10 protein-coding genes are annotated in these 12800 nt (G+C 42.8%); 9 read left to right on the plus strand and 1 reads right to left on the minus strand.

All coding sequences use genetic code 11. The features are described 5' to 3' along the window. The first annotated feature begins 886 nt into the window (after nucleotides 1-886). Nucleotides 887-1246, plus strand: coding sequence for a hypothetical protein (locus GQA99_RS05900; RefSeq protein ID WP_160052976.1), 360 nt, complete (start codon nucleotides 887-889; stop codon nucleotides 1244-1246). Between the two features lie 1022 nt (nucleotides 1247-2268). Here GQA99_RS05900 and GQA99_RS05905 read toward each other — a convergent pair. Continuing rightward, entirely contained in the window at nucleotides 2269-3576 is a 1308-nt protein-coding gene (locus GQA99_RS05905) for an NAD(P)/FAD-dependent oxidoreductase (RefSeq protein ID WP_160052977.1), read from the minus strand. Nucleotides 3577-3805: 229 nt separating this feature from the next. On the opposite strand from GQA99_RS05905, the gene GQA99_RS05910 reads away from it, so the two are divergent. The 8 genes from GQA99_RS05910 (at nucleotide 3806) to GQA99_RS05945 (ending at nucleotide 12776) form a co-directional block, all read left to right on the plus strand. Further along, nucleotides 3806-4354 carry a cupin domain-containing protein gene (locus tag GQA99_RS05910; RefSeq protein ID WP_160053129.1) on the plus strand — a complete coding sequence of 183 codons (549 nt, stop codon included), beginning with the start codon at nucleotides 3806-3808 and terminating at the stop codon, nucleotides 4352-4354. Nucleotides 4355-4779: 425 nt separating this feature from the next. Next, on the plus strand, nucleotides 4780-5544 hold the full coding sequence (locus GQA99_RS05915; RefSeq protein WP_160052978.1) for a gamma-glutamyl-gamma-aminobutyrate hydrolase family protein: 765 nt from the start codon (nucleotides 4780-4782) through the stop codon (nucleotides 5542-5544). A 2-nt stretch (nucleotides 5545-5546) separates the two neighbouring features. Further along, nucleotides 5547-6902: a glutamine synthetase family protein gene (locus GQA99_RS05920; protein WP_160052979.1), complete on the plus strand. Its 1356-nt coding sequence runs from the start codon at nucleotides 5547-5549 to the stop codon at nucleotides 6900-6902. A gap of 132 nt (nucleotides 6903-7034) precedes the next feature. After that, complete coding sequence (locus GQA99_RS05925; RefSeq protein ID WP_160052980.1) at nucleotides 7035-8420, plus strand: aspartate aminotransferase family protein; 1386 nt, start codon at nucleotides 7035-7037, stop codon at nucleotides 8418-8420. Nucleotides 8421-8677: 257 nt separating this feature from the next. After that, the gene (locus tag GQA99_RS05930) at nucleotides 8678-9778 is read left to right on the plus strand and encodes a polyamine ABC transporter substrate-binding protein (RefSeq protein WP_160052981.1); all 1101 of its coding nucleotides are present in this window, start codon (nucleotides 8678-8680) and stop codon (nucleotides 9776-9778) included. Between the two features lie 153 nt (nucleotides 9779-9931). Then, complete coding sequence (potA, locus tag GQA99_RS05935; RefSeq protein ID WP_160052982.1) at nucleotides 9932-11068, plus strand: polyamine ABC transporter ATP-binding protein; 1137 nt, start codon at nucleotides 9932-9934, stop codon at nucleotides 11066-11068. Beyond that, nucleotides 11065-11964: an ABC transporter permease subunit gene (locus tag GQA99_RS05940; RefSeq protein WP_160052983.1), complete on the plus strand. Its 900-nt coding sequence runs from the start codon at nucleotides 11065-11067 to the stop codon at nucleotides 11962-11964. The genes potA and GQA99_RS05940 overlap by 4 nt, the downstream gene beginning before the upstream one ends. Next, a complete protein-coding gene (locus tag GQA99_RS05945; RefSeq protein WP_160052984.1) occupies nucleotides 11961-12776 on the plus strand; it encodes an ABC transporter permease subunit in 816 nt (271 codons plus the stop codon). The genes GQA99_RS05940 and GQA99_RS05945 overlap by 4 nt, the downstream gene beginning before the upstream one ends. The last annotated feature ends 24 nt before the right edge of the window (nucleotides 12777-12800 follow it).

The following is a 12800-nucleotide window of genomic DNA, read 5'->3' on the forward strand; positions in this document are numbered from 1 at the left end:
CTTTTAGAGCAGCATCCGCTAAAAGCCAGTAAACCAACCAAAATAAGAAAGGCAGCATGGAATGGTGATTTTAGGAGCGAGATTTTCTTTGGTTAAAAGATTTAACAAAGCTTAATCCCGCCCTGAACCTAGGGCTACTTTATCATCTAAAGGAAACGGGTTTATTACTGGCAAATTGTTGCCCCAATACGTTTTTGGAATGGATAGTTATCTCGCTTTCCTAATCCTTAGTTGACCCAGTTTATCCAATCCATATAGAGTTCATCATGAGTGAGCGAAACTGGATGGGTATAGCGTCATATTCAAACTTAATTAGTTTTGAGGGTTTTTAAGTCAATTCACATACGCGTTTTTCAGTATGGTGTATTTAATTGAAAACTGATAAGTTATTTGCATACAGATAGTTAACTGTGCGTGTTTTCACTGGTCTAACGAGATAAATACGCAACGCCTAAATACTAAACGTTAAATGAACCATATGGATAGTCGTATACTTAAAACATTAAATATAGTCACCATATTTTTTGCTGTGTTAGCAGGCGCTTTTTTAGCGTTATCGCCAACCTTTATTATTATAAGGAATAGCGTTTTTATTGGACTGCTCCCATTTACAATATGCTTTATTGTTTCGTATGCGATATCGTTAATCGTTCAAAAAAAGTTATCTTATTCGCTGATATTACCGAGTGTTTATACATTTACATTTGGTGGTTATATGGGAATAGCATTAGTTATATCCGAATCGTTTTCGTTCGAGAGAGGCTTTGAAATAACAACATTTCACCTTGTATGGTTAGTCATCTCGATTATCAGTTGCCTTGTACCTAAATTTACAGTTCACTTAATAGCGGGGCGTTATATGTGAATGACTATGGGTTGGAGTCAAATGGAAGTATTAAAAGGTATCAATCTCACTGACTCTTTCGTTTTAGATTGGAGTTATGAGAATAACTGTCTTTGCTTTGAGCTTGAGGCCAGCATCTGGCCTGAGTCCAGATATTATGCCGAGCCAAAGTTAAATGAATATACGTGCTACCGAAAAGCAATACTTCAATTCACTAATGCAGTTTCCGTATCTGGTTTAAAGCCCAAATCAGTTGTAATACCATCAATTGATCCAGACGGTTCAATTGATTATGGCAACATTGATACATTGCAGGTAGTCGATAGTGGATTTGAGCTTACCGGTAATTTTGGCAATATAAAAATATCTGGCGGGGAGCTTCTATTTCAAATTCACACATAACAATATTTGTCATTCGGGGCCTACTGTCCCCCGCGACGTTCAAAAGTTCGATCGCATGCTCGTAACGTTAAACCATAGAAATTTTAATCCGAAACTCACTAATTAGAGCTTAGAATCTAAATCGTTTCTGTCCAAAAGTGAGTTGGTCTTAGCTTTTCAACGCCCTAATTCAACTCTGAACTTGAGGCCGTTGAAGAAAATGACGTGAGCTAGCCATGGATGGCGTACTAGCTTTGGAGGGGAAGGGACGCCCCATCTGAAGCGTTAGCATTTTCGAATAAGGCCGAGGCCGATTCCAAATAGAGTTAAAAGCTGGATAGATTTCCGTCGCAATTTTTTCGCTGCAGTTGTTTGGTGAATAAGCGAAAATATTGCCGGAACGGCAGGGGTGATCCAAGAGGGGATTGCTGTTGATCCCCTTTTGGCCAGTGCAGGGTGGAACCTTGCGATCTTAAGCGTTCGTGGCCGCAGGCCATAAGTATAAACACCTGGATCCCGGCTTAAAAGCACTGCCGGGACGACGAGAAGATTGTTAAATGTCCAAATTCAACTCTGAACTTGAGGCCGTTGAAGAAAATGACGTGAGCCCAGACATGGATGTCTGGCTAGCTTTAGAGGGGAAGGGACGCCCCATCTGAAGCGTTAGCATTTTCGAACAAGGCCGAAGCGGACTACAAACGAAGTCAAAAGCTGGATTCAACCACGTCGCGAAATTATCGCTTCTCAGATGATTTTGATGTGGCGGCTGGGAGTTCCAAGAGGGAACAGCCGTTGGTTTCCTCTTGGTCTGGTGTGGGCGAAGCGCCACGACGTTAGTGGCCGCAGGCCATAAAGTAGAAAAGTACAAAGCAAAACAAACACCTGGATTCCGGCTCAAAAGCATTGCCGGACGCAGTATTTGGCCAGTGCAGGGTGGAACCTTGCGATCTTACTTCAAACGAAGTTTGAAAATTCTAGCTTGGCCGCAGGCCATAAAAAAACAAAGTTTGACCCCTTTGCCAACCCACAGCAAATCCCGCAACCTATAGCAAATCTTTCATTCTGTGGTACAGCATCCCTGCCGCTAACATAGGCGATCTAAACACGGGACCGCCGGGGAAGGTCATGTGCTTAATGTCATTAAACACATCTATTCGTTGTGACTGCTGGCTAATCGCTTCGGCAATTAACCTTGCGGCCATGTGAGTGGCGTTAACCCCGTGGCCAGCATATGCCTGGGCAAAATAGATATTGGCTGCATCGGGTAATCGACCAATTTGTGGCATACGGTTAGCGCCGATGCCCATCATGCCGCCCCATTCATAATCAATTTTAATCCCTTTAAGTTGCGGGAACACCTTTTCTAAATTAGGCCTTAATGCGGCTTCAATGTCTTTAGGATCTTTACCAGAATAGGTACATAAACCACCGAATAATAAACGACGATCGGCAGATAAATGAAAATAATCTAATGCCACGCGCATGTCGGCAAAAGCCATATTTTGCGGGATGATAGTGGCACATTGTTGTTCGGTTAATGGCTCTGTTGCGAGTAAATAAGTGCCTGTAGGTAAAACTTTCCCGCCTAAAAAGGGGCTAAGTTTATTGCCAATGTAGCCGTTGCCAGCCATGACTAAATAATCGCAAGTCACTTGACCTTGTGCGGTGAGCACTTTGGGTTTATCACCTTTGATTATCTTTTCTGCAGCGCTGTATTCAAATAATTGAGCGCCTAGCTCTCGTGCGACTCGGGCTTCACCTAAAGCTAAATTAAGTGGGTGTAGATGACCGCTGCCCATATCAACAAGTGCACCTTGATAAAAGTCTGAGCCAATGACTTCGCCAATTTGGCTACGATCAAGCAGTGTGATCGGTTTTTGATAACCTTGAGATTTAAGATCCTGATATTCTGCCGCTAAGTCATCCATGTGTCTTGGTTTTACCGCGAGATCGCAATAGCCCATTTGCAGGTCGCATTCAATGTTATGTTCGCTAATACGCTCAATCACAATATCAACAGCCTCAAAGCCCATTTGCTGAATAGACTTAACCCCTTGCTCACCAATTTCATTTTTAAATTGGGTTGCATCATGACCTATGCCGCGGATAAGCTCGCCGCCATTTCGACCCGATGCGCCCCAACCAATGCGTTTAGCTTCAAGCAATGCCACGCTGTAGCCGCGTTGTCTAAGCTCAATGGCAGTATTAATTCCGCTAAATCCACCGCCGACAATACACACATCAACCTCGATATTTTCGGTTAATATTGGGTAGTCGAATAATTCTTTTGCTGTGGCAACATAAAAGGAGTCTGGATAATCTTGGCTATGAATAGGGGATTTTACTGACATAATGACTCCATGTTATTGACTGTAATCGTATCAATAACAATTAAACAAATAATGATTGGCATGAGCATGCGCTGAGTGTGCATTTTATTTAACACTCATTTGAGGTAAAATACAATTCCTTTGATTTATGCGTGTTATTGCGAATAATTAATATTTGTTGTTGTAAATGTGTTAATAATCTACAACACTATTTTTTGTTATTGATTACTACAACAGTAGGAGAATGAATTTGGACATTGGTGCAAGCCTAAAAGCGGTTCGCAAGTTGAAAGGTCTCTCTCAACGTGAGTTAGCCAAGCGCGCAGGGGTGACCAACAGCACTATTTCAATGATTGAAAAAAACAGTGTGAGCCCTTCTGTCAGTTCATTAAAAAAAGTATTGGCCGGGATCCCAATGTCATTGGTTGATTTTTTCTCAATTGATGATGGTTCCATTGGCGATCAAAAAGTGGTTTATCGGGCGAATGAACTGCTCGACATTGGTACCGGTGAGTTAGTCTATAAGTTAATTGGCCGTGATTACCCTAATCGTGCCATGTCGTTAATGAGTGAGACTTATCCGGTAAACTCTGATACTGGAGCGGAAATGCTGCAACATCAGGGTGAAGAGGGAGGGGTGATTGTTGAAGGTAAATTAGAAGTGACCGTTGGTGGTGAAGTGTTTATTTTAGAAAAAGGCGACAGTTACTACTTTAACAGCCAGCAACCACATCGTTTTCGTAATCCTTTTGATGAACCTTGTCGTTTAGTGAGCGCTACGACACCTGCCGATTTTTAATTGATAACAACGGGGTGCATTGCTTGGTTTAGCAGAATGCGTCTCGTGTTTACCCTCTTTTTCACCTTCTTATGATGAAGCATTTATCTGTCATATTAAATGTCTATCTAGCAAACTTTAGTTATGTTGTGAAGCACTCGTGTAAATAATATAAAGCAATAAAAGCCCTTTTATTGTGCATTTTGCTCCCCATTTTAGGGCATTGCCCCATACTGTTAGCGTATTTTGTATCTCATGATTCTTTTTCAATATGTGAGTTAATTTAAAGTTATCAGCTTGTTTTAGTTGTGTTTTATTCTGCATGAGTAAAAAGTTATTTTTATCATCAGTTATCCTCTTGCCTAGGTAAATAAATCCGTGTAGTGTGTGAAAAAATGAACACGTAAAACAATAAGTTCATCACTCTTCTTTGCCAAAGGTGAGATATGTCTCAATCAAGTCTTCCCCTCATCGGGGTAGTAGCATGTAATCAACAAATCGGCTTACATCCGTTTAATATCGTGGGTGAAAAGTACTTACTCAGTGTGGTCAATGGTGCCAAAGGTTTCCCTTTGGTTATCCCGTCTTTAGGTATTGATTTACCAACAAAAGATTTGCTTTCTCGCCTCGATGGCATTTTGTTTACGGGCTCCCCGTCTAACGTTGAACCTCATCATTATCAGGGCAAACCTAGTGAGGCTGGTACACACCATGATGCCAAGCGTGATGCAACCACATTACCGTTAATTAAAGCAGCTATTGAAGCGGGTATTCCTGTATTGGGTATTTGTCGCGGCTTTCAAGAGATGAACGTTGTGTATGGTGGCAGCCTGCATCAAAAATTGCATGAAGTTGGCACATTTATTGAACACAGAGAAGATAAGCATGCACCGCTTGATGTGCAATATGGTTTATCACATCAGGTTAATTTGGTTACCGGCGGACTCCTTCACGATGCATGGGGCTGTGACACTGCAGAGGTAAACTCTGTTCATACTCAAGGCGTGGAGCGCCTAGGTGATGGGTTACAGCCAGAAGCATTTGCTCCAGACGGATTAATCGAAGCATTTTCAGTGAAAAATGCGAAAAATTTTGCATTAGGTGTCCAGTGGCATCCTGAATGGAAAGTAACCGAAAATGCATTCTACACTGCAATTTTCGAGTCATTCGGACAAGCCTGTAGACAACATGCGGCAACACAAGTGAGATAAAAATGGATAAGTTAATCGCTTTTTTGAAAGAAAAGAAAATTACCGAAGTAGAATGTGTTATTAGTGATCTAACAGGGATTGCGCGCGGAAAAATTGCGCCAGTTGATAAGTTTATCGACGAAAAAGGCATGCGTTTGCCTGAAAGTGTATTGTTGCAAACGGTTACCGGTGACTACATCAATGATGAAACTTTCTATTCATTACTTGATGATGCCGATATCGATTTTGTATGCGTGCCAGACGAAAACGCAGTGTTTATGTTGCCCTGGACTGTAGAAGCAACTGCGCAAGTTATTCATGACTGTTACGACCGTATGGGTAACCCAATTGAGTTGTCAGCTCGTAACGTATTAAAAAAGGTACTTAAACTTTATGAAGATAAAGGTTGGGAACCGGTTATTGCCCCAGAAATGGAGTTTTACTTAACAAAACGCTCTGATGACCACGATTTACCATTAAAGCCACCTATTGGCCGCTCTGGCCGTCCTGAGGCTGGACGTCAATCATTCTCTATTGATGCGGCAAATGAGTATGACCCATTATTTGAAGACATGTACGATTGGTGTGAAGCTCAGGGGTTAGATATTGATACCTTGATCCATGAAGATGGTCCTGCACAAATGGAAATCAACTTCAGTCATGGTAATCCACTGGCGTTAGCCGACCAAGTTTTTGTGTTTAAACGCACCTTACGAGAAGCCGCTTTAAAGCATGATGTTTGTGCCACTTTTATGGCTAAACCTGTCACCGACGAGCCAGGCAGTGCGATGCACATTCACCAGAGTGTGATTGACACAAAAACCGGAAAAAATATCTTCACTAAAGAAGACGGCACGCAAAGCCAGTTATTTTTAAATTACATAGCAGGTCTACAGACGTATATTCCTGAGTTGTTACCGCTTATGGCGCCAAATGCTAACTCGTTCCGTCGTTTTTTACCGGGTACATCTGCGCCAGTCAATTTAGAGTGGGGCGTTGAAAACCGCACTTGTGGTCTACGTATTCCTGAGTCATCGCCGCAAAACCGTCGTATCGAAAACCGTATTCCGGGTGCCGATGCTAACTGTTATTTAGCCATAGCTGCCAGCTTATTATGTGGTTTCATTGGTATGGATAAAAACTTACGTCCGTCGACGCCAGTGACAGGCCGTGCGAATGAAAGCCGTACTAACAATGAAAACTATTTGCCTGTGACATTAGAAGAAGCGCTAATGGCGATGCAAGAAAGTGAAGCGTGTATTGAATATCTAGGTCAGCCCTTTACTACAGCGTTTGTCGCTGTAAAACAGGCTGAGCTAGAAAACTTCCGTCGTGTTGTGAGCTCGTGGGAACGTGAGTTCTTATTGTTGACGGTATAATAACCGTTTGCATAAATGAGTTATTCGCACGATTAAACGTTAAAGAGCAACATTGATAACGGTGTGTTCTTGATGGTGAATAAACAGCTAGCAAACGCTTTGTGTTTGCTAGCTGCTTGAAAGGATACAAGTATGTCGACCCCATTAGTCAGCCAGCAGCAAAAGCTCGATAATTTACAAGCGGCAGATAAACAACATTTTATCCACCCGTTTACCGATTCAAAAGGCTTAGCAGAAAAGGGTACCCGTATTATTGAGCGTGCTGAAGGCGTTTATTTATGGGACATCATGGGCCATAAATTACTCGATGCAATGGCAGGTTTATGGTGTGTGAATGTGGGCTATGGTCGCCAATCTATTGTTGATGCTGTTGCTAAGCAAATGCAGCAGCTGCCATTTTACAACAGCTTTTTTCAATGTTCACACCCTCCGGCGATTGAGTTAGCGCAAAAAATTGCTTCATTAGCACCTGCCCACATGAACAATGTGTTTTTTACTGGGTCTGGCTCTGAGTCTAACGACACCAACTTACGTATGGTAAGGCGTTACTGGGATCTTAAAGGTAAACCTAGCAAGAAAACCATTATCAGCCGCGTGAATGCTTATCACGGCTCTACCGTTGCCGGTGCCAGTTTAGGTGGCATGTCGGGCATGCATGAGCAAGGTGATTTACCTATTCCTGGTGTCGTGCATATTGCTCAGCCGTATTGGTATGGCGAAGGTAAGGGATTAACCCCAGAAGCTTTTGGCTTACAAACTGCGCAAGCACTTGAAGCAAAAATTCTTGAACTAGGCGAAGACAATGTCGCGGCTTTTATTGCCGAACCTTTTCAAGGTGCCGGTGGCGTGATTATTCCGCCATCTACCTATTGGCCAGAAATTAAACGTATTTTGGCTAAATACGATATTTTATTCATTCTTGACGAAGTGATTAGCGGTTTTGGCCGTACCGGCAAATGGTTTGCCGCTGAATACTTTGATTTACAGCCCGATTTAATCACAATTGCCAAAGGGATGACCTCTGGTTATGTGCCCATGGGCGGCGTTATTGTGTCAGACAGAGTGGCAGATGTGATTAAACAAGATTGTGGCGAATTTACCCACGGCTTTACTTATTCAGGTCACCCTGTTGCGGCTGCCGCGGCACTGGAAAACATTCGTATTATTGAGCAAGAGCAACTGGTAGAGCGTGTCGCGACAGATACCTCACCCTATTTGCAGTCGGCTTTACAACAATTAGCCGAGCATCCTTTAGTGGGTGAAGTGCGCGGCATTGGGTTAGTGGCCGCAATAGAGTTGGTGCAAAATAAGACCACTCATCAACGATTTGATTCTAGCGTAGGCGCGGGCACCTTTTGCCGCGATGCGTGTATTAAGCATGGCCTGGTGATGCGCTCTGTTGGCGACACCATGATCATTTCACCACCATTAACCATCAGCCACAGTGAAATTGATGCGTTAGTGGCCATGGCGACACAGGCATTGAACGATACCGAGCAGTTTGTTCAAGGCAAATAACACCAATTATGGTGAATGAATATTGTAAAATAGTGATTTTTTAACCAAAAGCATTTCAATGTCTAGTAATCGAATATGTTTTTGATAAAATCCGCAAAATTATAGGAGCGCGTGCCGTTGCTGTAATCATACCGATGCATAGTTAAGTTGTAGCATTGGATAATTTCTTTCAATAGAAAGAAGATTTTACACGCTGGTATAGCAGCGAAAAAACGAATGTCAGTATCATTCTGACCATTATCCAAAAGGGAGAAAGTATGAAGCTACTAAACAAACTATCCACATTGGCCCTCATTACAGCAAGTGTGTTTTCAAGCACTGCTATTCAGGCCGAGGAAGTGGTCAAAATGTATAATTGGTCAGATTATATCGCCGAGGATACATTAGCTAATTTCGAAAAAGAAACTGGCATTAAAGTGATTTATGACGTGTTCGATAGCAACGAAGTTCTAGAAGCTAAATTGTTATCTGGCCGCAGCGGTTACGATATTGTTGTGCCGTCAAACCACTTTTTGGCTAAGCAAGTGATTGCCGGTGCTTTTCAAAAGCTTGATCGCACTAAGTTGACTAATTATGCCAACTTAAAGCCCGATTTAATGAAACAGCTACAAAAAGCCGATCCAAACAATGAGCATGCAGTGCCTTATTTATGGGGTACCAATGGTATTGGTTACAACATCGATAAAGTTAAAGCCGTTTTAGGTGAAGATGCACCATTTGACTCTTTAGAGCTTATTTTTAATCCAAAATACGCTGAAAAAATCGGTTCATGTGGTTTCTCTATGCTTGATTCTGCTGACGATATGTTGCCACAAGCGCTTATTTATTTAGGTCTAGACCCTAACAGCAAAAATGCTGCTGATTATGAAAAAGCCGCGGAAGTATTAGCCAAAGTGCGTCCTTATGTGACTTACTTCCATTCTTCACGCTACATTTCTGATTTAGCCAACGGTGACATTTGTGTCGCGTTTGGTTTCTCTGGTGATGTGTTCCAGGCTGCTGCGCGTGCTGATGAAGCCGGTAACGGTAACAAAATTGGTTACTCTATCCCTAAAGAAGGTGCCAACTTATGGTTTGACATGTTAGCCATCCCACAAGATGCCACTAACGTGGAAAACGCTCATAAGCTCATTAATTACTTGATGCGTCCAGATGTTATTGCGCCAATCAGTAACTATGTTGCTTATGCTAACGCTAACGTACCTGCGCAAGCACTTGTTGATGAAGCCATTCGCAACGACCCAGCCATTTACCCACCACAGTCGGTAATTGATAAGTTGTACATTGGTGATGTTCGTCCTTTAAAAATTCAACGTGTGGTCACTCGCGCGTGGACTAAAGTGAAATCAGGTCAATAAACCAAAGCACGAGGGCGAGGTAACTCGCCCTCCTTTTTTACAGTTATTTGTAAACTTTATATGGCTAATTTAGCCTCTTTACGAAAGGGTTAAGTGTGCGCATAACAGCGTAGATTGTTATGGGACACAGACTCCAAAAGGCGGAGCAGTATTATGGGAAACACCTCGGGCGTCACCAATAAACCAACCACAAAGACGCAAGAAAAAGTCCTGGTCAAGATTGAGCGCGTTAGCAAGCTGTTTGATGATGTGCGCGCAGTTGACGATGTATCATTGACCATTAATCAAGGCGAAATATTTGCCTTATTAGGTGGCTCTGGTTCGGGTAAGTCAACACTGCTACGTATGTTAGCAGGCTTTGAAAGACCAACTGAAGGACGTATTTTTCTAGATGGTGTCGACATTACCGACATGCCGCCGTACGAACGTCCTATTAATATGATGTTTCAATCATATGCGTTATTTCCGCACATGACGGTAGAGCAAAATATTGCCTTTGGTCTTAAGCAAGACAAAATGCCAAAAGCGGACATTGAAGTTCGTGTAAAAGAAATGCTTAAACTGGTGCACATGGAAAAATACGGTAAACGTAAACCGCATCAGTTATCGGGTGGTCAACGCCAACGTGTAGCCTTGGCTCGTTCGCTTGCTAAACGCCCTAAATTGTTATTACTCGATGAGCCAATGGGCGCATTAGATAAAAAATTGCGTACCCAAATGCAGTTGGAAGTGGTTGATATTTTAGAAGCCGTAGGCGTAACCTGCGTCATGGTGACCCACGACCAGGAAGAGGCCATGACTATGGCAGGGCGTATCTCTATTATGCATGAAGGCTGGATTGCGCAAACTGGCAGCCCAATGGATATATACGAGTCTCCAGCGAGCCGATTAGTGGCAGAGTTTATTGGCACAGTAAATCTGTTTGAAGGTGAGATTATTGCCGATGAAGTCGACCATGCCATCATTAAATCGACCACGCTCGACCGTGAGTTTTATATCGGCCATGGTATTTCGACCAGCCTAGAAAACAAAAATGTCTTTTTAGCACTGCGTCCTGAAAAAACCATTATTACTCGCCAAAAACCAGAAAGTGAATACAACTGGGCACATGGCGTAGTACACGATATTGCCTATCTTGGCGGATTGTCTGTGTACTACATTAAGCTTAAAAATAAACAAATTGTACAATGCTCAATGATTAACCGCGAACGCCGCGCTGACCACCCAACGTGGGAAGATGAGGTGTACATCAGTTGGGAAGACAGCAGCGGGGTTGTATTAAACTCATGAAGAATCCACTGAAAATAATTAAAGGTCGTTATTTAACCATGGGGGTGCCCTACCTATGGTTATTGATGTTCTTCGCGCTGCCATTTGCCATTGTGTTAAAGCTGAGTTTTTCATCAGCGGCAATAGCCATTCCGCCATATGAAGCCACATTCAGTTACGCTGATGAGATGCTTAATATTGCACTGAATTTTGGTAACTATTTACTGTTACTACAAGATTCGATGTATTACATGGCCTACCTCACCTCGCTTAAAATGGCATTTGTGGCCACGTTAGGTTGTTTGATTTTAGGTTTTCCGATGGCTTATGCCATTGCTCGAGCACCAGCTCGGTTGCAAACAGTATTGCTGTTGTTAGTGATGCTGCCGTCGTGGACCTCATTTTTAATCCGTATTTATGCCTGGATGGGGATTTTAAGTAACAACGGTTTAATCAATAACGCCTTAATGTGGTTAGGGGTTATTTCTGAACCAATCCAAATGTTAAATACCAATTTTGCCGTGTATATCGGGATTATCTACGCCTACTTGCCGTTTATGATTTTGCCCCTGTATGCCACCCTGGTGAAACTGGATTTAAGCTTAATTGAGGCCGCATCTGATCTTGGCTCTCGCAGTATTAATACCTTTTGGAAAATCACTTTGCCATTGTCAATGGGCGGCGTAGTTGCCGGTTCAATGTTGGTGTTTATTCCTGCGGTAGGTGAGTTTGTTATCCCTGAGTTATTGGGCGGCCCAGATTCGCTGATGATTGGTAAAGTCTTGTGGCAAGAGTTCTTTAATAACCGCGACTGGCCAGTAGCGTCGTCACTTGCCATTGTGATGTTAGCGCTGTTGATTATTCCAATAACCTTATTCCACCGTTATCAGTCACGTAATATGGAGAACGATGTATGAAGAAGCTAAGTTTCTCTAAAGTGATGCTGTGGTTTGGCTTACTGTTTTTATATGCACCGATGTTTATTTTGGTTATCTACTCGTTTAACGAATCAAAATTAGTGACGGTGTGGAGTGGCTTTTCGCCAAAATGGTACGGTGAGCTGTTTAAAGACACGCAAATTCTTGAAGCCGTGTGGACCAGTTTACGTATTGCCTTTTACAGTGCGACCATGGCGGTGATTATCGGCACTATGGCGGCATTTGTCATGACGCGTTTTCGTCGCTCGTGGGCAAAGTTGACCTTGTCTAACATGATCACGGCGCCACTGGTTATGCCAGAAGTGATTACCGGTTTGTCATTGCTTTTATTGTTTGTCGAAATGGCTGATTTACTTGGTTGGCCAGCAGAGCGGGGCATGTTAACCGTATGGATAGCCCATTCAACGTTCTGTGCGGCTTACGTGGCTGTTGTGGTGTCATCAAGGTTGCGAGAGTTAGATCTCTCGATTGAAGAAGCGGCAATGGATTTAGGTGCAACACGCTTAAAAACTTTCTTTTTAATTACCGTACCAATGATTTCACCAGCATTAATTGCCGGTTGGTTTTTGTCGTTTAGCTTGTCGTTAGATGACTTAGTGATCGCCAGCTTTGCCTCTGGCCCTGGCTCTACAACCTTGCCTATGGTGGTGTTCTCATCGGTGCGTTTAGGGGTTTCTCCTAAAATTAACGCACTGGCGACCATTATCATTTTAAGTGTGTCATTAGTGGCGTTCTTATCGTGGTACCTGGCGCGACGCGCTGAGAAAAAATCCAAAGAAGCCATGGAGTAACATTGGTTATTTAATTGCAAAGAG

Source organism: Shewanella litoralis (assembly GCF_009828585.1).
Lineage (GTDB): Bacteria > Pseudomonadota > Gammaproteobacteria > Enterobacterales > Shewanellaceae > Shewanella > Shewanella litoralis.

Bases quoted from the DNA above. Each gene is read 5' to 3' on its own strand.
- GQA99_RS05900 (WP_160052976.1), top strand. From the start codon at position 887: ATGGAAGTATTAAAAGGTATCAATCTCACTGACTCTTTCGTTTTAGAT.
- GQA99_RS05905 (WP_160052977.1), bottom strand. From the start codon at position 3,576: ATGTCAGTAAAATCCCCTATTCATAGCCAAGATTATCCAGACTCCTTT.
- GQA99_RS05915 (WP_160052978.1), top strand. From the start codon at position 4,780: ATGTCTCAATCAAGTCTTCCCCTCATCGGGGTAGTAGCATGTAATCAA.
- GQA99_RS05920 (WP_160052979.1), top strand. From the start codon at position 5,547: ATGGATAAGTTAATCGCTTTTTTGAAAGAAAAGAAAATTACCGAAGTA.
- GQA99_RS05925 (WP_160052980.1), top strand. From the start codon at position 7,035: ATGTCGACCCCATTAGTCAGCCAGCAGCAAAAGCTCGATAATTTACAA.
- GQA99_RS05930 (WP_160052981.1), top strand. From the start codon at position 8,678: ATGAAGCTACTAAACAAACTATCCACATTGGCCCTCATTACAGCAAGT.
- potA (WP_160052982.1), top strand. From the start codon at position 9,932: ATGGGAAACACCTCGGGCGTCACCAATAAACCAACCACAAAGACGCAA.
- GQA99_RS05940 (WP_160052983.1), top strand. From the start codon at position 11,065: ATGAAGAATCCACTGAAAATAATTAAAGGTCGTTATTTAACCATGGGG.
- GQA99_RS05945 (WP_160052984.1), top strand. From the start codon at position 11,961: ATGAAGAAGCTAAGTTTCTCTAAAGTGATGCTGTGGTTTGGCTTACTG.